Source organism: Noviherbaspirillum massiliense JC206 (assembly GCF_000312045.1).
Taxonomy (GTDB): Bacteria; Pseudomonadota; Gammaproteobacteria; order Burkholderiales; family Burkholderiaceae_D; genus Noviherbaspirillum; species Noviherbaspirillum massiliense.
In genome coordinates this window covers 1279345-1298989 of sequence record NZ_HE978634.1, presented here as the reverse complement: position 1 = coordinate 1298989, position 19645 = coordinate 1279345, and the positions used below count along the sequence as shown (strand labels likewise).

Sequence of the window (19645 nt, the reverse complement as noted above, 5' to 3'; positions counted from 1 at the left end):
CGTAATGACGAATATTTACAAGTCTAAGCCTGTCACCTGGACTCTGATTTTCCTGTTTTGCATCATCTGGTTCTACGCCTTGGGGGCGCGCACGCTGATACCGACGGACGAGGGCCGCTATGCGGAAATGGCGCGCGAAATGCTGGCCAGCGGCGACTGGATTACCACGCGCCTGAACGGCATCAAGTATTTCGAGAAGCCGCCGCTTCAGATCTGGATGACTGCACTGGCATTCAAAGTCTTCGGCCTTGGTGAATGGCAGGCACGGCTGTGGACCGGATTGTGCGGCCTGCTCGGGATTTTCCTCGTCGGCTACGCTGGGCGACGCGTCTTCAGTCCGCGCATCGGCTTTACAGCTGCCATCGTGCTCGCCTCCAGCCTGTACTGGGCGGCACTGGGCCACCTCAACACGCTGGATATGGGCTTGTCCGCCATGATGGCAGTGGCCTTGTGCTCCCTGCTGATCGCCCAACGCAACGATGCGAATCCCGGCGAGCAGCGCGGATGGATGCTGGCGTGCTGGGCGGGCATGGCCCTGGCAGTCCTGTCCAAGGGCCTCGTCGGCCTGGTCCTGCCGGGCGCAGTGCTGGTCCTGTACACGCTGGCCTCGCGCGACTGGGCGATCTGGAAGCGAATGCACTTCGGACCGGGCCTGCTGGTGTTCTTTGCAATCACCGCTCCGTGGTTCGTGCTGGTATCGCTGAAGAATCAGGAATTCGCGCAGTTTTTCTTCATCCATGAGCATTTGCAGCGCTTTACTACCAAGATCCACAAGCGCACCGGCCCCTGGCATTACTTCATCCCGATTCTCGTGCTGGGCATCATGCCCTGGCTGGGCGTGCTGGCGCAAAGCTTGTGGAACGGTCGACGCGATGCTTCCGCCGGCTTTCAGCCCCGGAAGATGCTGCTGATCTGGGCAGTTTTCATCTTTTTCTTTTTCAGCATTTCCAATTCCAAGCTGTCCTCCTACATCCTGCCGATCTTCCCTGCACTGGCGCTGCTGATCGCCTGCTACCTGGACGAAGCCCCTGCCAAGGCCGTTACGATTAGCGCCGCGCTCTTCGGAATCTGCAATGTCGGCATCCTGGCTTTCGTGCCAAAGCTGACCAGCTTGGCAGATATTCCATACAAATTACCCTTGTACCAGGCTTACCAGCCCTGGATTGCCGCCGGCGCGATTGTAGGAATCCTGGGAAGCACCCTGGCGATCTGGCTTCTACGCCACCAAAGGCAATGGTCGATTGTGAGCCTCGGTGGAGCGGCCTTCCTGACCGGCCAGCTCCTGACGCTTGGGTATGAGCCGCTTGGACGCTATGCAGCCGGCGTCGACCTGGTGCCCGCCATCAAGGCGGAAATGGGGCCGCAAATCCCGATCTATGCGCTTGGCCGTTATGAACAGGTACTGCCCTTTTACCTGGAACACACCATGACCCTGGTCCAGCACACGAGTGAGCTGACGTTCGGCCTGGCTCACGAGCCGCATTTATGGATTCCCAAGGAGGAAACCTTTATCGAGATATGGATTGCAGACCAGGCCAAGGGCAAAAAGGCGATCGCCATCATGCGTCCCGAAAATTTTGCAGACTTGAAAGCCAAAGGCGTTCCGATGCGTGTTATCGCCCAGGACCCGCGACGTGTTGCAGTAACGAATGACTTGAAGAATTACGCTCCGCAATGAACCTGACCACCTTTGGATTCATCCTCACCGGAATCTCTCTGAATGCTGTTGCACAACTACTACTTAAAGCAGGAACAAATGCGGTAGGAGCAATCCACCTGACTGCCGAAAACTGGCTCTCGATCGGATTGAAACTGGCGACCCAGTGGCCGATCATAGGCGGACTCAGCTGTTATGTCATTTCGGTAATGGTCTGGATCATTGGCCTGTCACGTGTCGATGTCACCATCGCCTATCCGATGCTGTCGATCGGCTACATTCTCAACGCAATCGGCGCATGGTATTTTCTCGGCGAATCCATGTCCGTTCAGCGCCTGGCCGCCATCGGCATCATCGTTGTCGGAGTGGGCCTGCTGGCGCGCAGCTGAAGTATCGAAGACACATTCCATGCCTTCCACCATCCAATTCATACCAATCTTATGAGCGTACCTTTTCTGCCCTTTTCCCGCCCCACCATCGATGAAGCCACCATCGTCGCGGTCGCCGATGTTCTGCGTTCCGGCTGGATCACCAGCGGGCCCAAGGTACAGGCATTCGAAGCGCAACTTTCCGAGTACTTTGGCGGAAGGCTGGTACGCACCTTCAACTCCGGCACCTGCACCATGGAGATCGCCTTGCGCATTGCTGGCATCGGCCCGGGCGATGAAGTGATCACCACGCCGATTTCTTGGGTCGCCACCTCGAATGTCATTCTTGAAGTCGGGGCCACGCCGATATTTGCCGATATCGATCCCGTCACCCGCAACATCGATCTGGACAAGGTGGAAGCCGCGATTACTCCGCGCACCAAGGCCATCATTCCCATCTATCTGGCCGGCCTGCCGGTGGATATGGATCGCCTGTACGCCATTGCGCAGAAACACAACCTGCGTGTCATCGAAGATGCCGCCCAGGCGCTCGGATCGTCCTGGAAGGGCCGGCGCATCGGCGCCTTCGGCGACTTCGTGTCCTTCAGCTTTCAGGCGAACAAGAACATCACCACCTCGGAAGGCGGATGCCTGGTGCTGAACAATGCCGACGAGGCCCGCCTGGCGGAGAAATACCGGCTGCAGGGCGTCACCCGCAGTGGCTTTGACGGCATCGAGGTCGACGTGCTCGGCGGGAAGTTCAACATGACTGATATCGCGGCGACGATCGGCCTCGGCCAGTTTGCGCATATCGAGGAAATCACGGCAAAGCGCCGCATGCTTGCTCGCCAATATTTCGCCAGCTTCGGGCCGGATTTCGAAGCGCGCTATGGTGCCCAGCTGCCAGTCGCCGATTTCGAAAACTCCAACTGGCACATGTTTCAGCTGGTGCTGCCCGAGCGCATGCCGCGCGCCGAATTCATGGCGCGCATGATGGACAAGAGCATCGGCATTGGCTACCACTACCCGCCCATCCACCTGTTCAAGCTGTACCGCGAACGCGGCTTCCGGGAAGGCATGTTCCCGATTGCCGAGCGCGTTGGCCGTCAGATCGTGACGCTTCCGATGTTTGCCGCCATGACTGAAAGCGACGTGGAACGCGCGGTCGCCGCTGTAAAATCCGTTCTCCAATAACCAGTCTGACGCTTGATGAAACCAGAACTCTCCGTTGTCATCCCCGTATATAACGAAGAAGCCGGCCTGGCCAAGCTGTTCGCGCGCCTGTATCCAGCGCTCGACAAGCTTGGAATGGCTTACGAAATCGTGTTCGTGAACGACGGCAGCCGCGACCATTCTGCCGAGATCCTTGCCGACCAGTTTCGCGAGCGCCCGGACGTGACGCGTGTCGTGCTCTTCAACGGCAATTACGGGCAGCACATGGCGATCCTCGCCGGCTTCAGGGAAACGCGCGGCGACATCGTCGTCACGCTGGACGCCGACCTGCAAAACCCGCCGGAGGAAATCGGCAACCTGATCGCCAAGATGCAGGAAGGCTACGACTACGTCGGATCCATCCGGCGCGTGCGCCAGGATTCCGCGTGGCGCACCTATTCGTCGCGTGCGATGAACCACCTGCGTGAAAAAATCACGAAGATCACCATGACCGACCAGGGCAACATGCTGCGAGCCTATGGCCGGAATGTGATCGATCTCATCAATCAGTGCAACGAGGTGAACACCTTCATCCCGGCCCTGGCTTACACCTTTGCCCGAAAACCGACCGAGATCATGGTCGAACACGAGGAGCGCGCGGCCGGAGAATCGAAGTATTCGCTCTACAGCCTGATCCGCCTGAATTTCGACCTGATTACCGGCTTTTCGCTGATACCGCTGCAGGCCTTCTCCATGCTCGGAGTGGCATTGTCCTTCGTTTCGGCGGCGCTCTTCGTCCTGCTGCTGATAAGGCGCTTCATGTTCGGCGCAGAAGTCGAAGGCGTGTTCACCCTGTTTGCCATTGCCTTCTTCCTGATGGGTGTGATCCTGTTCGGCATCGGACTGGTAGGCGAATACGTCGGGCGGATCTACCAGCAGGTGCGCGGCCGGCCCCGTTATGTCGTGCAGGCCGTGCTCGAACAGAGCGGCGAGCAAACCACGCAGGCCATCCGTGCGGCGCGGAGAGGTTAGACCGATGCGTGCGGTTGTATTTGCCTACCATAACGTGGGCGTCCGTTGCCTGAAGGTGCTGCTGGCGCGCGGCGTGGCGATTCCCCTGGTTGTGACGCACCAGGACAATTCCGCCGAGACCATCTGGTTCGAATCCGTCGCAGCGCTGTGCCGGGAACATGGCATTCCCTTCATTACCCCGGAGGATCCGAAGTCGCCGGACTTGCATCGCGCAGTGCAGGCAGAGCGGCCGGATTTCATCTTCAGCTTCTACTATCGCCATATGCTGCCCGTGGAACTGCTGGCATTGGCAAAGCATGGCGCCTACAACATGCATGGTTCCCTGCTCCCGAAGTACCGCGGGCGGGTACCGGTCAACTGGGCCGTGCTCCACGGAGAATCGGAGACCGGCGCAACACTGCATGAAATGGCCGCCAAGCCCGATGCGGGGGCGATCGTTGCCCAGACTGCCGTGCCGATCCTGCCGGACGACACCGCCTTCGAAGTATTCGGCAAGGTCACGGTGGCGGCAGAGCAGACATTATGGAATGTGCTGCCCTCCATGCTGGCCGGGAAGACGCCGCGCCTGACGAACGATTTGTCCAAGGGAAGCTATTTCGGCGGGCGCAAGCCCGAGGACGGCCGCATCGACTGGTCGCTCCCGGCGCAGGCCGTGTATAACCTGCATCGCGCCGTAGCGCCTCCTTATCCCGGGGCATGGACGACCGTTGCGGGCAAGACTTTCATCATTGGCAAGGCCCGCCTGTCCGAGATGCGCAATCCGGATTTGCCCTTGGGCTTGGCAGTAGTGGATAATTGCGCGTTCGGCGTATGCGGCGACGGTCGAGCCCTGTCGATCCATGAACTGCTGGCGGATGGCAAACCCGTTACGCCGCTGGAACTGCAGGAAATCCTGTCACAAGCCTCTCGTGTGTAGGAGACAGGCCGCGCCCCGGGGAACGGATGTCCGGAGCGGCCTTACGAATCACAACCTCAGAAAGAATTGCAAACATGAAAAAGGTCCTTATTCTCGGCGTCAACGGCTTCATCGGTCACCATCTTTCCAAGCGCATTCTGGAAACGACGGACTGGCATGTCTACGGCATGGACATGATGACCGATCGCATCACCGACCTGCTGGAGAATGAGGCGTACAAGCCGCGCATGCATTTCTTTGAAGGCGATATCACCATCAACAAGGAATGGGTCGAGTATCACGTCAAGAAATGCGATGTCATCCTGCCGCTGGTGGCGATTGCCACGCCGTCGACTTATGTGAAGCAGCCGTTGCGCGTATTCGAACTCGACTTCGAAGCCAATCTTCCCATCGTGCGTTCGGCCGCGAAGTACAAGAAGCATCTGGTCTTCCCTTCGACCTCCGAAGTGTATGGCATGTGCCACGACGAGGAATTCGATCCCGATAACTCCGAGCTGATCTGCGGTCCGATCAACAAGCCGCGCTGGATCTACTCCTGCGCCAAGCAGCTGATGGACCGCGTGATCTGGGGCTACGGCATGGAAGAAGGCTTGAACTTCACCCTGTTCCGCCCGTTCAACTGGATTGGCGCCGGACTCGACTCCATTCATACGCCGAAGGAAGGCAGCTCGCGCGTGGTCACCCAGTTCTTCGGCCACATCGTCCGCGGCGAAAACATTTCGCTGGTGGATGGTGGCCATCAGAAGCGCGCCTTCACCTATATTGATGACGGCATCGACGCGCTGATGAAAATCATTGCCAATGAAAATGGCATTGCCAGCGGCAAGATCTACAACATCGGCAATCCAAGCAATAACTATTCGATCCGCGACCTGGCCGGCATGATGCTCAAGCTTGCAGCCGAATATCCGGAATACGCCAGCTCCGCCAGGAAGGTGCAGCTGGTGGAGACAACAGCCGCTGCCTACTACGGCAAGGGATATCAGGACGTGCAGAACCGGGTGCCGAAAATCACCAATACCTGCGACGATCTGAGCTGGAAGCCGCGTACGACGATGGAAGACACGCTGCGCAAGATTTTCGATGCCTATCGCAGCCAGGTTGCCGAGGCCAAGGCATTGATGGACTGATGCCGCAGCTTATCTTAAAGATAGACGTCGATACCTATCGCGGCACGCGCGAAGGCGTACCCAACCTGGTTCGGCTGCTGCAACGGCGCGAGGCCAACGCCACCTTCCTGTTTTCGCTGGGCCCGGACCATACCGGCTGGGCCTTGCGTCGGGTGTTTCGACCCGGCTTCTTCCAGAAGGTGTCGCGCACTTCGGTCGTCGAGCATTACGGTCTGAAAACCCTGATGTACGGGGTGCTCCTGCCTGCCCCCGACATCGGAAAGACCTGTGCAGCCGAAATGCGCGCAGTTGCAGCTGCCGGGTTTGAGTGCGGCATCCATACCTGGGACCATGTGCTTTGGCAGGACAATGTGCGCCGGCGCGACGCAGTCTGGACCACGGCCCAGATGCGGAAAGCCTTCGAGCGCTATGTCGAGATATTTGGCGAGGCGCCGCAGACGCATGGTGCAGCAGGCTGGCAGATGAATGAACACGCGTTTGCACAGCTCGATGCGTTCGGGATGCGCTATGCGTCGGACGGGCGTGCTGCCTTGAGCGAAGATGGCTACTTGGCCAATCCCGAGGCCGGTCCTTACCGCCTGCAGGTTTCCGGGAAAACTCTGTCGTGCATACAGATGCCGACCACCTTGCCGACCCTGGATGAACTCCTTGGCCGAACCATTAATGGCGTTGCTGTTGAGACATCAAATATTGCCTCGGTCCTGCTCGAATTGACAAAAATTCCACGCGACCATGTGTTCACCCTGCATGCAGAACTTGAAGGACAAAAACTTGTCCCCATCTTCGATCAGTTGCTGACAGGATGGCAAGCCCAAGGCTATGAATTGGTGTCAATGGCCGACCAGTACCGGAAAGTCAAGGATCGTCAGTTGCCCGTTCATTCGCTCGATTGGGGTGAGTTGCCTGGACGTTCCGGGGAATTAATCGTCCAGGATACTCAAGCATCAATTGCGGGCTGACCTGTCAGCAAAACCCCCGCCCGGTGCGGCATGCCAGCACCATACATGGAAAAGTCGTCACAAGCGATCAACCACCTACGGACCAGGAGACCAACGTGGCAAGCAGTGTACCCACATTGAACAACAGCGTACCCGAATTTTCCGCGCCAATGACAGGCAACCAGACATTTCGGCTTTCTGCCTACAGGGGCAAGAACCTGGTCGTCTATTTTTATCCCAAGGACAACACCCCCGGATGCACGACTGAAGGTTTGCATTTTCGCGACCTGCATCCCCAATTCAAGGCTGCCAATGCCGAAATTTTCGGCATCAGCCGTGACAGCCTTCGTTCCCATGAAGGGTTCAAGGCAAAACTGGAATTGCCGTTCGAATTGATTTCCGACCCAGAAGAAACTGTTTGCGAAATGTTCAATGTGATGAAAACCAAGAACATGTATGGCAAGCAGGTGCGCGGCATCGAACGCAGTACTTTTGTGATTGACGCAAGCGGCAAATTGGTGAAAGAATGGCGTGGAGTGAAAGTGCCTGGTCATGTTGACGAGATACTGGAGTTCGTGAAGGCTCTTGCTTAACCAGCTCAACCCTCAACCCATTGAACCTAAAAGTTCTTACTCTGAAGAAAGCCGTTTCTGGAACAGGCACCCTGCCTTCCAAAACGGCTTTTTTTACTTTCCGGCCTTCCCTTCCCTGCCCCAGTTCTTTCCAGGCCTGCCCGACACTTGTCGCTCGCCCTGGCTGGTTTTTCTTGCGTGAGCCGTAAATCCCACACATTTCTAGATCGAGGTCCTGATGCCACTGCCCAAATTACCGACCAAACCCGCTACCCTGTTATCACCAAGCGATTATCCGAAGGCAGAAAAAGGCAAGCCCGTCAAACCTGTGATGACGCTGGTTGAATCCAGCTCTCAAGTTACGGAAGAAGCGCCGCAAGCACGGGCAAAATCAACCGAATCCCTTCCGGCAAGCAAACGAACCACGAAACCCAAGGCCGTCGACATCTCGATCAAGTCGAGCGCCAGTCGCGCTGCCGACAAGCTGGGCGTGACCAAGATGTTTGTCCTGGATACCAACGTGCTCATGCACGACCCGACTTCACTGTTCCGCTTCGAAGAACACGATGTCTATCTTCCGATGATGACCCTGGAAGAGCTGGACAACCACAAGAAGGGTATGTCCGAAGTGGCACGCAATGCCCGCCAGGTTTCCCGTTCCCTGGACGCGATGGTGGCCGGGGTCGAGGAAGGCGAGATTGAGGCGGGGATTCCCCTGTCCAAACTCGGCAACAAGGATGCCAAGGGCCGATTGTTTTTCCAGACCCGGCTGGAAAACGTGACGCTGCCGGAAGGTCTACCGAGCGGCAAGGCCGACAACCAGATTCTGGGCGTCGTCCGCGCGCTTGAATCCCAGTATCCCGGACGTCCCATCGTGCTGGTGTCGAAAGACATCAACATGCGCATCAAGGCGCGTGCCATGGGCCTGCCCGCGGAAGAGTATTTCAACGACCATGTGCTGGAAGACACGGACCTGCTGTATTCCGGAATCATGCAGTTGCCTGACGATTTCTGGACCAAGCACGGTAAGGGCATCGAATCCTGGCAAGAGAACAAGCATGGGACCGGCTACACCTTTTACCGGCTGACCGGCCCTCTGGTGCCATCCTTCCTGATCAACCAGTTCGTCTACCTTGAGCCGAAAAACGGCGAAGCACCGTTCTATGGACAGGTGAGGCAGATCAATGGCAAGACGGCCGTCTTGCAGACGCTGCGGGACTACAGCCATGGAAAAAATAATGTCTGGGGAGTAACCGCGCGCAACCGGGAGCAGAATTTCGCACTCAATCTGCTGATGAATCCCGAATGCGATTTCGTCACCCTGCTCGGACAGGCCGGCACCGGCAAGACCTTGCTCGCGCTCGCTGCCGGGCTGGCGCAGGTGCTGGAGACCAAGCTCTATAACGAAATCATCGTCACCCGTGTGACAGTCCCGGTCGGGGAAGACATCGGCTTCTTGCCGGGCACCGAGGAAGAGAAGATGTCACCGTGGATGGGCGCATTCGACGACAATCTCGAAGTGCTCAACAAGTCCGATACCGAAGGCGGCGAATGGGGCCGCGCCGCTACCCAGGACCTGATTCGCTCCCGGATCAAGATCAAGTCGCTCAACTTCATGCGCGGCCGCACCTTCGTCAACAAGTACCTGATCATCGATGAAGCCCAGAATCTGACGCCGAAGCAGATCAAGACGCTGGTTACTCGTGCAGGTCCGGGAACGAAAATCGTCTGCCTCGGCAATATTGCGCAAATTGATACGCCCTATCTTACTGAAGGATCAAGCGGCCTGACTTACGTAGTCGACAGGTTCAAGGGATGGACGCATAGCGGTCATGTAACGCTGGCGCGCGGCGAACGCTCGCGCCTGGCCGATCATGCAAGCGAAGTGCTGTAGCGATCTGAAAGCTTGCAAAAAAGCCTGCTTAGCGCAGGCTTTTTTGTTGCTTACAGAATCTTCGTGCCTATCCACCAGGCGATCGCCGCCATGAACGCGGAAGCCGGGATGGTGAGAATCCATGCCCACACGATATTGCCGGCAACTCCCCAGCGGACCGCGGACATTGTTCTTGCTGAACCCACACCGACGATTGCGCCGGTGATGGTATGGGTGGTGGATACCGGGATGCCGAGCGCGGATGCGGTAAACAGTGTGATTGCACCGCCCGTCTCCGCGCAAAATCCGCCAACTGGCTTCAGCTTGGTGATTTTCTGGCCCATGGTCTTGACGATGCGCCAGCCACCGAACAGCGTGCCGAGGCCGATGGCGGTATAACAGGAAATGATGACCCACCACGGCAAAGCCTCTTCGGCTTTGCTGTATCCCGCCGCAATAAGCAGCATCCAGATGATACCCATCGTCTTTTGCGCATCGTTGCCCCCGTGCCCCAGGCTGTACATGGATGCGGACAGCAATTGCATGCGGCGGAACCACTTGTCGACGCGACGTGGCGTGGACCGGACGAAAAGCCACGACACCAGCACCATCATCAGCGAGCCAAATATGAACCCGAGCAAAGGGGACAGCACGATGAAGGCGATGGTCTTCATCAATCCTGTGCCAATCAGCGAGCCCGTGCCGGCCTTGGCAACTGCAGCACCAACCAGTCCACCAATCAATGCGTGCGATGACGATGACGGAATGCCGTAATACCAGGTCAGAATATTCCAGACGATGGCGCCGATCAGTGCACCGAACACGACATAATGATCCACTACCGAAGGGTCGACAGTGCCTTTGCCAACCGTCGCTGCCACCTTCAGATGGAAGAAGAAGACGGCGATGACATTGAAGACCGCGGCCATCGCAACAGCCGTTTGCGGCTTGAGCACGCCGGTCGATACGACTGTGGCGATCGCGTTTGCCGCGTCATGAAAGCCGTTCATGAAGTCGAACAGCAAGGCCAGTGCCACCAGAAAACCGAGTACGTAAATGCTTATTTCAAGGGTGTGCATAATTCTTCTTGGTTTTTGCCCGGGCCGGGTACCGCGTCAGGCTCAATTTGAAGAACGGCAATCCGGCCCGGGCGGCCGCCTGCCGTTCGTGCATACGGCGTCGCAGCCAGCGCAACAAGCCGGCATGCCGCTCAGGCATTTTCGACGATGATGCCTTCGATGATATTGGCGACATCCTCGCAGCGGTCGGTCACCGTTTCCAGCAGCTCATAGATCGCCTTGAGCTTGATGAGAGTCCGCACGTCCGGCTCGTCGCGGAACAGTTTCGACATTGCCGCCCGCATCACATGGTCCGCATCGGATTCGAGCCGGTCGATCTCTTCGCAGACGGTGAGAATCTGTTTCGAGTTGTCCATGTTTTCGAGCAAGCCGACTGCCGCCTTCACTTTTTCAGTGCAGGCGAGGCACAGCTCCGCCAGCCGCTTGGCTTCCGGAGTGATGGCCTTGATGTCGTACAGGGAAATGGTCTGGGCCGCATCCTCCAGCAGATCGAGGATGTCATCCATGCGCGTGATCAGTTGATGAATATCGTCACGATCGAGCGGCGTGATGAATGTTTTGTGCAGGAGGTCGAGCGTGTGGTACGTCACCTTGTCGGCTTGCTTCTCGATGCTTTCGATCGCATGAACGCGGTGCTCAAGGTCATCGAAATTGGTCATCAGGCCAACCATTTCACGTGCGCCTTTGACACACAATTCACCATGCTGAATGAAGAGTTCAAAGAACTTTCCCTCGTTAGGCATCAATCGTCCGAACATGATTCTCTCTCAAGATATGTGTTTTAAAGCTTTCGCGCCCTGCCGTCGCGATTTCCTTCGGCAGGGATCAGGCATAGGCGGTGCCGCGTCATTCTCCGCCGTAGATCGCCTGTCCGCCGGTGTAATTGTCAAACTTGGTGTACTGTCCCAGGAAGGTCAGACGTACAGTGCCGATTGGCCCGTTACGCTGTTTGCCGATGATAATCTCGGCAGTGCCCTTGTCCTGCGAATCCGGGTTGTACACCTCGTCGCGGTAGATGAACAGGATGACGTCAGCATCCTGTTCAATCGCGCCGGATTCACGCAGATCGGACATCACCGGCCGCTTGTTGGGACGCTGCTCCAGCGAACGGTTGAGCTGCGACAGTGCAATGACGGGGCAATTCAGTTCTTTCGCCAAACCCTTGAGGTTGCGCGAAATTTCCGAAATCTCGGTCGCGCGGTTTTCGCCTGCGGAGTTGGCGGACATCAGCTGCAGATAGTCGATGATGATCAGGCCAAGCTTCCCGCACTGTCGCGAAAGGCGGCGCGAGCGCGCCCGCAATTCGATCGAACTCAGCGCCGGCGTTTCATCGATGTACAGCTGCGCATCGTTCATCTTCTGGATCGCATGCGTTAGCCGGGGCCAGTCTTCGTCGTTGAGGCGGCCGGTACGCAGGCGATGCTGGTCGAGGCGGCCGACCGAGCCGAGCATACGCATGGCGAGCTGGGTGCCGCCCATCTCCATTGAAAACACGGCGACAGGCAAACCGCTTTCGATCGCCACGTTTTCGCCAATGTTGATCGAGAATGCGGTTTTACCCATGGAGGGACGGCCCGCAACGATAATGAGGTCGCCGGGCTGCAGGCCGGACGTCATGCGATCGAGATCCACGAAGCCGGTCGGCACGCCCGTGATGTCGTTCTGGTTGTCGCGGTTGTAGAGTTCGTCGATCCGCTCTACCACCTGGGTCAGCAGGGGCTGGATTTCCTGGAAGCCCTGCGCACCGCGTGCGCCTTCTTCGGCGATGGCGAAGATTTTCGATTCTGCTTCATCGAGCAGCTGTTTGACTTCCTTGCCCTGAGGGTTGAAGGCCTGTCCCGCGATTTCATCGGATACCGTGATCAGTTTCCGCAACACGCCGCGCTCACGCACGATTTCCGCGTAGCGACGGATGTTGGCGGCGGAAGGCGTGTTCTGTGCAAGCGCATTCAGGTAGGCAAGACCACCGACTTCCTCTGCCTTGCCGCTCGTGCTCAATGCCTCGAATACAGTAATGACGTCCGCCGGCTTGCCACCGTTGATCAGTTTGACAACATGCTGAAAGATGATGCGATGGTCATAGCGGTAAAAATCGTCTTCACTGACGAAGTCCGCAATGCGATCCCATGCGGCATTGTCCAACAGCAGTCCGCCTAGCACGGACTGCTCCGCTTCAATTGAATGAGGCGGGATACGCAGGGAATCGACTTGAGGGTCGGTACGGCTATTCATGGCGCGAATTATACCTGCTCCCCTTCTTCAAAAGCGTTCGCGATTCCGGAATATTCACTCCTTGCCAATTGAGCAATCAAGTCCGATTTGCCAAGTTGCTGCATGCGCAGTCTCTGCCTTGACATCTACTGCCTAGGCAATTATAGTTTTGGTCACTTACGCCAATGCAATCAAATCACTATGTTCCGGCCTTACAGCCTTAAAACCTTCAGCCGCGAGGAAAGTATTGGTTATCTGCTTAAGCGGGCCGGCCAGCAATTGGGCGGAACCGTGGATCGCAACCTTGCGCCTTTCGACATGACGCATGCGCAACTCGGCATTTTCCTGAAGTTGCTGCATGGCGATGCCAACACTGCCGCAGACCTTGCGCGGGAATTGATGACCGATACGGGTGCCATGACGCGCATGCTGGATCGTCTTGAAGAAAAAGGATTCATCCAGCGTACCCGCAGCAATGCCGATCGCCGCGTGGTCGAAGTGGCATTGACGTCCAAGGGCGAAAGGCTGGCCGACGAAATGATCCAAGTCGTTGTCAATTCGCTGAACCACCATTTGCGCGGCTTCACCGAATCGGAAGTCACCCAGTTCAAGGATTTTCTGCGACGCATGATCGCCAACAGCTGATTCGAATTTCCGAATTCAACCTTTCCTGACCCAAACAACAACACACCGGGATCCATCCATGACCTCCCATCATCGTCCGTATCGGGCTCGCCGTCGGCTCCGACTGCGCGACCCGCTCATTCTTGCCCTTCCCCTGCTGCTCGGTGCGTGCGCCAGCTACCAGGGGATTGCGCCTTCCGCAAAGCAGATAGACAGCGTGACGCTTGCACAACCGGCCGACACCGTTGAAACCGCGAGTGACTGGCCGCAAGATCGCTGGTGGCTCGGCTATGGCGACCCGCAGCTCGATCGCCTGATGCAGCGCGCACTTGCCGACAGCCCGAATCTCGCCACTGCACAAGCGCGGATTGCGCGTGCCCAGGCAGCGGCTGACCTGAGTCACGCGAACCATCGACCTCAGGTCGGCCTAGGCGCTGATGCCAGCTATGGCTTGCAATCGGAGAACTATCTCTTCCCGAAACCGCCCCTGGGACCCGGCGGCGAATACGCCAGCCAAGGGCAGGCGGGCGTCAACTTCGGTTATGAACTCGACTTGTGGGGGAAAAATTCCGCGTTGATCCGTGCCGCGGAAGCGCAACTGAAGGCAGCGGAATATGATCATGCCGCCGCGCGGCTCGCATTGACGACTTCGATTGCCCGCGCCTATGTGCAACTCGCAGCCCAATACGACTTGCAGGAAGTCCTGCTCGCCACGCAGCAGCAGCGCGAGGACATCCGCAAGCTGACGAGCCAGCGCGTCGCAAACGGACTCGACACGCGGGTGGAGCTCAAGCAGGCAGAAACCAGCGAAGCCGTGCTTCGGATCGAACTCGAGCAACTGGCGACGGCAATGAAGATTTCCCGCCTGCAGTTGGCCAGCCTCGTCGGCGGCATGCCGGCCGATGCCGATGCGATTGGCCGACCAGCCCTGTCAAATGTCGTCACCCGGATTCCGCAGAATCTGCCGCTGGATCTGCTTGGCCGCCGCCCCGAACTTGCGGCGCAAAGGGCCCGCATCGAGGCAGCGATTGGCGAGGCCGACGCGGCCAAGGCCCAGTTCTATCCGAACATTAATCTCTCGGCCCTGATCGGCTATCAGGCAATCGGCCTGGACAAGCTGCTGGACCCAGGCAGCATGACCAACAGTATTGGCGCCGCAATTCGCCTGCCGATTTTCGATGGTGGCCGGCTGCGTGCCAACTATGCGGTAAGGACCGCGGACATCGATACGGCAATCAGCCAGTACAACCAGTCGGTCTTGAATGCCGCGCAGGATGTGGCGGAGCAACTGACGCGCGTCGCGGACTTGTCGCGCGAGCAGGCAGCGACCGATGAGGCACTGGCTGCTGCCGAGGAAGCGCACCGCCTGGCGATGCTGCGCTACCGTTCAGGCCTGACCCCTTATCTCACGGTGCTGACAGTGGAAACCCAGCTGCTTGCGCAGCGCCGCGCTTCCGCGAATCTCAGGGCGAAACGCGAAGATCTGCAAATCGCCTTGCTGCGCGCCCTGGGTGGCGGCTTCGTGGATGAGCAGGCACGGGCTGCGGCCGCCCCGGCAACCGATTCGAATAAAACCGTATCCCAGGAGAAGTCATGAACGCACCAGTCAATCCATCAACCAATGCGCAGGCAGGCGCGCAAGCTGCGACAAATCCGGCACCGGGTTCGCCCAAGCGCAAGAAGACCATGCTGCTGATCGGCGCAGTATTCGCCGCCGTCGCCGTTCTGTATGGCTTGTACTGGGCATTCGTGCTGCGCTTTTACGAAGACACGGACAATGCTTATGTCCAGGGCAACGTAGTCCAGGTCACGCCACAGATTGCAGGCACGGTTGCCAAGATCTATGTTGAAGATACCAACATGGTCAAGGCCGGCCAGCCGCTGGTAAGCCTCGACACCGCCGATGCCGACGTCGCCCTCGCCCAGGCCGAAGCGCAGCTTGCCCAAACCGTGCGCGAAGTGCGCACGCTGTATGCTTCGCAGGCACAGGCAAGTGCCACTGTTGCCCAGCGTGAAGCAGAACTGGAGCGAACCAAGGACGACCTCAACCGTCGCAAATCCCTGGCCGGTTCGGGTGCGGTTTCTTCCGAAGAAATCCGCCACGCGGAAGCCGCCGTCAATGCGGCACAAGCTGCGCTCAACGCAGCCAGGGAGCAGCTTGCTTCCGGTCGTGCTTTGACCGAAGGCACCACCGTCGCCAACCATCCGAACGTCAAGCGCGCCGCGGCCCGCGTTCAGGAAGCGCTGCTGGCACAGTCGCGCGCCACGCTGTATGCACCGGTGAGCGGCGAAGTCGCCAAGCGCAACGTCCAGATCGGACAGCGCATCAATCCGGGTACGCCGCTGATGGCCATCGTTCCGCTTGACCAGGTCTGGGTGGATGCGAACTTCAAGGAACCGCAGTTGCGCGAAATGCGTGTTGGCCAGCCTGTCACCCTGACTGCAGATCTGTATGGCAGCAGCGTCAGGTATGACGGCAAGGTGGTCGGCATGGGGGCCGGCACCGGTTCCGCCTTCGCCCTGCTGCCGGCGCAAAATGCCACCGGCAACTGGATCAAGGTGGTGCAGCGCGTGCCGGTGCGGATCGCACTCGATCCCAAGCAACTGGCCAAGCATCCCCTGCGTATCGGACTGTCGATGCATGCAGTAGTGGACTTGCACAATCAGGACGGCCCTCTTGTCGGCGAGACTGCGAGCAGCACTCAACCGCTCGCGGCCGTGCCTGCTGCCACGGGCAATGATGTGGAAGAAAAAGGCAAGAAGCTGATCGATACGATCATTGCTGCCAATCTGAAATAAGAGGCCCGCATGCAAGCCCAGGCAGCCAGCAAAGGCAAGCAGTCCGTCAACCTCGCGGCGGCTCCCACGCAAGCGCCGCTGAAAGGCCCGGCGCTCGCCCTGCTCACCATTGCGGCAGCGTTGTCGACGTTCATGGAAATCCTTGACATCACCATTGCCAACGTCTCGATTCCCAACATCGCCGGCGCGCTTGGCGTGTCCACCAGCCAGGGCACCTGGATCATCAGCGCCTATTCGGTCGCGGCAGCCATTGCGGTGCCCCTGACCGGCTGGATGGCGCGCCGTGTCGGCGAGGCCAAGCTGTTCGTCATGTCGGTACTAGCATTCACCCTGATGTCGGCACTGGCTGCGTTCGCAGTGAACCTGCCGATGCTGGTCGGATTCCGGCTGCTGCAAGGCCTCGTATCCGGTCCCATGGTGCCCCTGTCGCAGACCCTGCTCGTCCGCAATTTCCCGCCGGAGAAACGTGGAGCGGCCATGGGCTTATGGGCCATGACCATCATTCTGGCGCCGATCTGCGGACCGCTCTTGGGCGGTTACATCAGCGACAACTTCCACTGGTCGTGGATCTTCCTGATCAATATTCCCATCGGTCTGTTCGGCGGCACCGCGATCTGGTTCCTGATGCGCGATCGCGACTCCCCCACGGTGAAAATGCCGCTGGACGTGCCTGGACTGGTGCTGATGGTAGTCGGCATCGGCAGCCTGCAACTGATGCTGGAAATCGGCAAGGATTACGACTGGTTTGCATCGTCGTTCATCGTAGCGCTTGGCGTGACCGCCGTAGTCTCGATCACGTTTTTCATTGCATGGGTGCTGACCTCAAGCCAGCCCATCGTGGACCTGCAGCTGTTCCGGGACATCAATTTCCGCTACGGCGTGATCCTGCTGTCGGTCGGCTTCATGACCTACTTCGGCTCGGTCGTCGTGTTCCCGCTCTGGCTCCAGGGGGTAATGGGTTATACCTCGGCCCAGGCGGGAATGGCAATGGCGCCGATCGGCTTCTTCATGCTGATCCTGTCCCCCATCATCGGCAAGAACATCGCCAAGCTCAATCTGCGCCTGCTGGCGACCTTTGCCTTCATCCTGATGGGCTTGGTCTCTTTGTGGAATACCACGATGTCGCTCGAGGCGGGATTCTGGAATATCGTCAATCCGCGGCTCGTGCAGGGAATCGGCCTGGCCTGTTTCTTCATGCCGGTGCAAACGCTCATGCTCTCGAACATCACGCCCGACCACATGGCTGCCGCGTCGGGCCTGTCGAATTTTCTGCGCACGCTGGGCGCCGCGATGGGTACCGCAATCAGCGTGACCATGTGGGAGCACATGGCCAGCGCCCACCATTCTCGACTGACCGAAAATGTTTCCCATTTTTCCGCGGCCAGCAACGATTACCTCGGAGCACTGCAAACCAGTGGCCTGTCGCTCAGTCAAACCTATGCCGTGGTCGAGCGCATGATCGATTCGCAGAGCTATATGCTGGCGACCAACCAGTTCTTCCTGTATTCGGCGGTCGCATTCTTCCTGCTGACTGGGCTGGTGTGGCTGACGAGACCGGCGAAAGTCAGCGGCGTGGCGATGGATCACTGAGGCTATCCATATCCGGAAAGCGCTGGCGTCAAAGCCGACGCCCCGGTGTCGCAGACTCTAGAGAGAAAATCAGCAGTAAAAATAAAATGGGCCGGATAAACCGGCCCATTTTTACGTTCGCGAGAAACGCGCTTATGCTTGCTCGCCGCGCACCGCAACGGTGATTTCCGATACGACGTCGGTATGCAACGCGATCGAGATCGGATATTCGCCAACCGTCTTCAACGGGCCTTGCGGCATGCGGATCTGGGATTTCTCAACCGGGAAGCCCTGCTTGCCGAGTGCTTCGGCGATATCCGCATTGGTGACGGAACCGAACAGGCGGCCATCAACGCCTGCTTTCTGCGAAACCTGAACAGTCATGCCGCTCAGCTTCTCGCCTTGTGCCTGGGCAGCTGCGAGCTTTTCTGCCGCTGCCTTTTCCAACTCTGCACGCTTGGTTTCGAATTCAGCCACGGCAGATTCCGTCGCGCGGCGCGCCTTGCGTTGCGGAATCAGGAAGTTACGGGCATACCCGTCCTTGACCTTCACGACATCACCCAGGTTGCCGAGATTAACGACTTTTTCCAACAGAATGACTTGCATGTTTTTCTCCTATCCTAAGTCGTCAATCACGCGTTGTGCAGATCGGTGTACGGCAACAGCGCGAGGAAGCGCGCACGCTTGATTGCGGTGTCGAGCTGACGCTGGTAATGCGCCTTGGTGCCAGTCAGACGGGCTGGCATGATCTTGCCGTTTTCCTGGACGAAGTCCTTCAGCGTGTCGATATCCTTGTAATCGATCTGCTCGACGCCGGCAGCAGTGAAGCGGCAGAATTTCTTGCGCTTGAACAGCGGGTTTTGCTGCTGACGCCTTTGCTTGAGTTTGCTCTTATCGAATTTTTTACCGAATGCCATGTTTGGCTCCTGTGTCTAATGATCTTGTGAACATGTCTCGAAATCAGTGATATGGAAGACGAGACTTTTGCTGTTACGGTTCCTGCGTGCCAGGAATCCCGTGAACCGAAAGTTCTTGCCCAATTCGGCCTGGCTGAATCGTCCGGAAATCTCGCCTGCAGCAAGCGCGGCAATTTCGAACTCGACCAGGCGGGCAATGCTTGCCTCAGTCTGTTCCGACCTGTGCAGCAGTCTTGCCGACACGATCGGAATGCCTGCCGGGGTATAACGCACTGCGTCACGCTCGGCGATACTAGCTACCAACTGAAGCTGGTTCACGCTCCCGGGCTAGCGCAATCAGGCTGCGGATGCCTCGGCACGCTGGCCCTTGGCGGAATCTTCCTTTTGCACCGCCTTCATCATCGGCGAAGGAGCAGTTTCAGCCTTCTTCATTTTCACGGTCAGGTGACGCAGCACGGCATCATTGAATTTGAAGCCGGTTTCGAGCTCTGCCAGGGTTTCGTTGTCGCATTCGATGTTCAGGCAGACATAGTGTGCCTTAGCAAGTTTTTCAATCATGTAAGCCAGCTGGCGACGGCCCCAGTCTTCAACGCGATGCACCTTGCCGCCACGACCGGTAACGATGCCCTTGTAGCGCTCGATCATGGCGGGCACTTGCTCGCTCTGATCCGGGTGCACGATAAATACGATTTCATAGTGACGCATGTAATCTCCTTATGGACGGATTGACAAAATCGCCCACCCCGGCGTCAGGACGGGTGTGGGAAGAAAAGCCCGTAATAATAGCGTCAATTCAAGAAAAACTCAA

20 protein-coding genes are annotated in these 19645 nt (G+C 58.1%); 13 read left to right on the top strand and 7 right to left on the bottom strand.

Annotated elements, in window-relative coordinates; genetic code table 11:
- Positions 1-4 precede the first annotated feature (4 nt).
- From HGHM_RS06520 to HGHM_RS06480, 9 genes are all read left to right on the top strand, one after another.
- Positions 5-1678, top strand: coding sequence for a glycosyltransferase family 39 protein (locus HGHM_RS06520; RefSeq protein WP_019140712.1), 1674 nt, complete (start codon positions 5-7; stop codon positions 1676-1678).
- Positions 1675-2046 (top strand): EamA family transporter, encoded by a 372-nt coding sequence (locus HGHM_RS06515; protein ID WP_019140711.1) that lies wholly within the window; start codon positions 1675-1677, stop codon positions 2044-2046. The genes HGHM_RS06520 and HGHM_RS06515 overlap by 4 nt, the downstream gene beginning before the upstream one ends.
- Positions 2047-2097: 51 nt before the next feature.
- Positions 2098-3219 carry a DegT/DnrJ/EryC1/StrS family aminotransferase gene (locus HGHM_RS06510; RefSeq protein ID WP_019140710.1) on the top strand — a complete coding sequence of 374 codons (1122 nt, stop codon included), beginning with the start codon at positions 2098-2100 and terminating at the stop codon, positions 3217-3219.
- 15 nt (positions 3220-3234) lie between these two features.
- Positions 3235-4209, top strand: coding sequence for a glycosyltransferase (locus HGHM_RS06505; protein WP_019140709.1), 975 nt, complete (start codon positions 3235-3237; stop codon positions 4207-4209).
- Between the two features lie 4 nt (positions 4210-4213).
- The gene (locus HGHM_RS06500) at positions 4214-5125 is read left to right on the top strand and encodes a formyltransferase (protein ID WP_019140708.1); all 912 of its coding nucleotides are present in this window, start codon (positions 4214-4216) and stop codon (positions 5123-5125) included.
- 74 nt (positions 5126-5199) lie between these two features.
- Complete coding sequence (locus HGHM_RS06495; RefSeq protein WP_019140707.1) at positions 5200-6255, top strand: bifunctional UDP-4-keto-pentose/UDP-xylose synthase; 1056 nt, start codon at positions 5200-5202, stop codon at positions 6253-6255.
- Positions 6255-7214: a polysaccharide deacetylase family protein gene (locus tag HGHM_RS06490; protein WP_019140706.1), complete on the top strand. Its 960-nt coding sequence runs from the start codon at positions 6255-6257 to the stop codon at positions 7212-7214. The genes HGHM_RS06495 and HGHM_RS06490 overlap by 1 nt, the downstream gene beginning before the upstream one ends.
- Positions 7215-7309: 95 nt before the next feature.
- A complete protein-coding gene (locus HGHM_RS06485; protein ID WP_026075763.1) occupies positions 7310-7786 on the top strand; it encodes a peroxiredoxin in 477 nt (158 codons plus the stop codon).
- A 217-nt stretch (positions 7787-8003) separates the two neighbouring features.
- Positions 8004-9659, top strand: coding sequence for a PhoH family protein (locus tag HGHM_RS06480; protein ID WP_026075762.1), 1656 nt, complete (start codon positions 8004-8006; stop codon positions 9657-9659).
- Positions 9660-9709: 50 nt separating this feature from the next.
- Here HGHM_RS06480 and HGHM_RS06475 read toward each other — a convergent pair whose 3' ends face one another.
- The 3 genes from HGHM_RS06475 to HGHM_RS06460 all read right to left on the bottom strand — a co-directional run bounded on the left by HGHM_RS06475 (position 9710) and on the right by HGHM_RS06460 (position 12949).
- Entirely contained in the window at positions 9710-10717 is a 1008-nt protein-coding gene (locus HGHM_RS06475) for an inorganic phosphate transporter (RefSeq protein WP_026075761.1), read from the bottom strand.
- A 131-nt stretch (positions 10718-10848) separates the two neighbouring features.
- Complete coding sequence (locus HGHM_RS06465) at positions 10849-11475, bottom strand: DUF47 domain-containing protein (RefSeq protein WP_019140701.1); 627 nt, start codon at positions 11473-11475, stop codon at positions 10849-10851.
- An 88-nt stretch (positions 11476-11563) separates the two neighbouring features.
- Complete coding sequence (locus HGHM_RS06460; protein WP_019140700.1) at positions 11564-12949, bottom strand: replicative DNA helicase; 1386 nt, start codon at positions 12947-12949, stop codon at positions 11564-11566.
- A gap of 270 nt (positions 12950-13219) precedes the next feature.
- Here HGHM_RS06460 and HGHM_RS06455 point away from each other — a divergent pair, with 270 nt between their 5' ends.
- Genes HGHM_RS06455 through HGHM_RS06440 form a run of 4 tightly spaced genes read left to right on the top strand, consistent with a single transcriptional unit; the run spans position 13220 to position 17941 of the window.
- Positions 13220-13573, top strand: a complete 354-nt coding sequence (locus HGHM_RS06455; protein ID WP_245549164.1) for a MarR family winged helix-turn-helix transcriptional regulator — start codon at positions 13220-13222, stop codon at positions 13571-13573.
- Positions 13574-13631: 58 nt separating this feature from the next.
- Positions 13632-15149: an efflux transporter outer membrane subunit gene (locus HGHM_RS06450; protein ID WP_019140698.1), complete on the top strand. Its 1518-nt coding sequence runs from the start codon at positions 13632-13634 to the stop codon at positions 15147-15149.
- Positions 15146-16351, top strand: coding sequence for an HlyD family secretion protein (locus HGHM_RS06445; RefSeq protein WP_019140697.1), 1206 nt, complete (start codon positions 15146-15148; stop codon positions 16349-16351). Before HGHM_RS06450 ends, HGHM_RS06445 begins: the two co-directional genes overlap by 4 nt.
- Before the next feature lie 9 nt (positions 16352-16360).
- On the top strand, positions 16361-17941 hold the full coding sequence (locus tag HGHM_RS06440; RefSeq protein WP_019140696.1) for a DHA2 family efflux MFS transporter permease subunit: 1581 nt from the start codon (positions 16361-16363) through the stop codon (positions 17939-17941).
- Between the two features lie 132 nt (positions 17942-18073).
- On the opposite strand, the gene rplI is transcribed toward HGHM_RS06440, so the two are convergent.
- Genes rplI through rpsF form a run of 4 tightly spaced genes read right to left on the bottom strand, consistent with a single transcriptional unit; the run spans position 18074 to position 19542 of the window.
- A complete protein-coding gene (gene rplI / locus HGHM_RS06435; protein ID WP_019140695.1) occupies positions 18074-18526 on the bottom strand; it encodes a 50S ribosomal protein L9 in 453 nt (150 codons plus the stop codon).
- 26 nt (positions 18527-18552) lie between these two features.
- Positions 18553-18837 carry a 30S ribosomal protein S18 gene (gene rpsR / locus HGHM_RS06430; RefSeq protein ID WP_019140694.1) on the bottom strand — a complete coding sequence of 95 codons (285 nt, stop codon included), beginning with the start codon at positions 18835-18837 and terminating at the stop codon, positions 18553-18555.
- A 15-nt stretch (positions 18838-18852) separates the two neighbouring features.
- Positions 18853-19155, bottom strand: coding sequence for a primosomal replication protein N (gene priB, locus HGHM_RS06425; RefSeq protein WP_026075759.1), 303 nt, complete (start codon positions 19153-19155; stop codon positions 18853-18855).
- Between the two features lie 18 nt (positions 19156-19173).
- The gene (gene rpsF / locus HGHM_RS06420; protein ID WP_019140692.1) at positions 19174-19542 is read right to left on the bottom strand and encodes a 30S ribosomal protein S6; all 369 of its coding nucleotides are present in this window, start codon (positions 19540-19542) and stop codon (positions 19174-19176) included.
- Positions 19543-19645: the final 103 nt, after the last annotated feature.

Coding starts and splice junctions, on each gene's coding strand:
- HGHM_RS06520 (WP_019140712.1), top strand. CDS start 5: ATGACGAATATTTACAAGTCTAAGCCTGTCACCTGGACTCTGATTTTC.
- HGHM_RS06515 (WP_019140711.1), top strand. CDS start 1,675: ATGAACCTGACCACCTTTGGATTCATCCTCACCGGAATCTCTCTGAAT.
- HGHM_RS06510 (WP_019140710.1), top strand. CDS start 2,098: ATGAGCGTACCTTTTCTGCCCTTTTCCCGCCCCACCATCGATGAAGCC.
- HGHM_RS06505 (WP_019140709.1), top strand. CDS start 3,235: ATGAAACCAGAACTCTCCGTTGTCATCCCCGTATATAACGAAGAAGCC.
- HGHM_RS06500 (WP_019140708.1), top strand. CDS start 4,214: ATGCGTGCGGTTGTATTTGCCTACCATAACGTGGGCGTCCGTTGCCTG.
- HGHM_RS06495 (WP_019140707.1), top strand. CDS start 5,200: ATGAAAAAGGTCCTTATTCTCGGCGTCAACGGCTTCATCGGTCACCAT.
- HGHM_RS06490 (WP_019140706.1), top strand. CDS start 6,255: ATGCCGCAGCTTATCTTAAAGATAGACGTCGATACCTATCGCGGCACG.
- HGHM_RS06480 (WP_026075762.1), top strand. CDS start 8,004: ATGCCACTGCCCAAATTACCGACCAAACCCGCTACCCTGTTATCACCA.
- HGHM_RS06475 (WP_026075761.1), bottom strand. CDS start 10,717: ATGCACACCCTTGAAATAAGCATTTACGTACTCGGTTTTCTGGTGGCA.
- HGHM_RS06465 (WP_019140701.1), bottom strand. CDS start 11,475: ATGTTCGGACGATTGATGCCTAACGAGGGAAAGTTCTTTGAACTCTTC.
- HGHM_RS06460 (WP_019140700.1), bottom strand. CDS start 12,949: ATGAATAGCCGTACCGACCCTCAAGTCGATTCCCTGCGTATCCCGCCT.
- HGHM_RS06450 (WP_019140698.1), top strand. CDS start 13,632: ATGACCTCCCATCATCGTCCGTATCGGGCTCGCCGTCGGCTCCGACTG.
- HGHM_RS06445 (WP_019140697.1), top strand. CDS start 15,146: ATGAACGCACCAGTCAATCCATCAACCAATGCGCAGGCAGGCGCGCAA.
- HGHM_RS06440 (WP_019140696.1), top strand. CDS start 16,361: ATGCAAGCCCAGGCAGCCAGCAAAGGCAAGCAGTCCGTCAACCTCGCG.
- rplI (WP_019140695.1), bottom strand. CDS start 18,526: ATGCAAGTCATTCTGTTGGAAAAAGTCGTTAATCTCGGCAACCTGGGT.
- rpsR (WP_019140694.1), bottom strand. CDS start 18,837: ATGGCATTCGGTAAAAAATTCGATAAGAGCAAACTCAAGCAAAGGCGT.
- rpsF (WP_019140692.1), bottom strand. CDS start 19,542: ATGCGTCACTATGAAATCGTATTTATCGTGCACCCGGATCAGAGCGAG.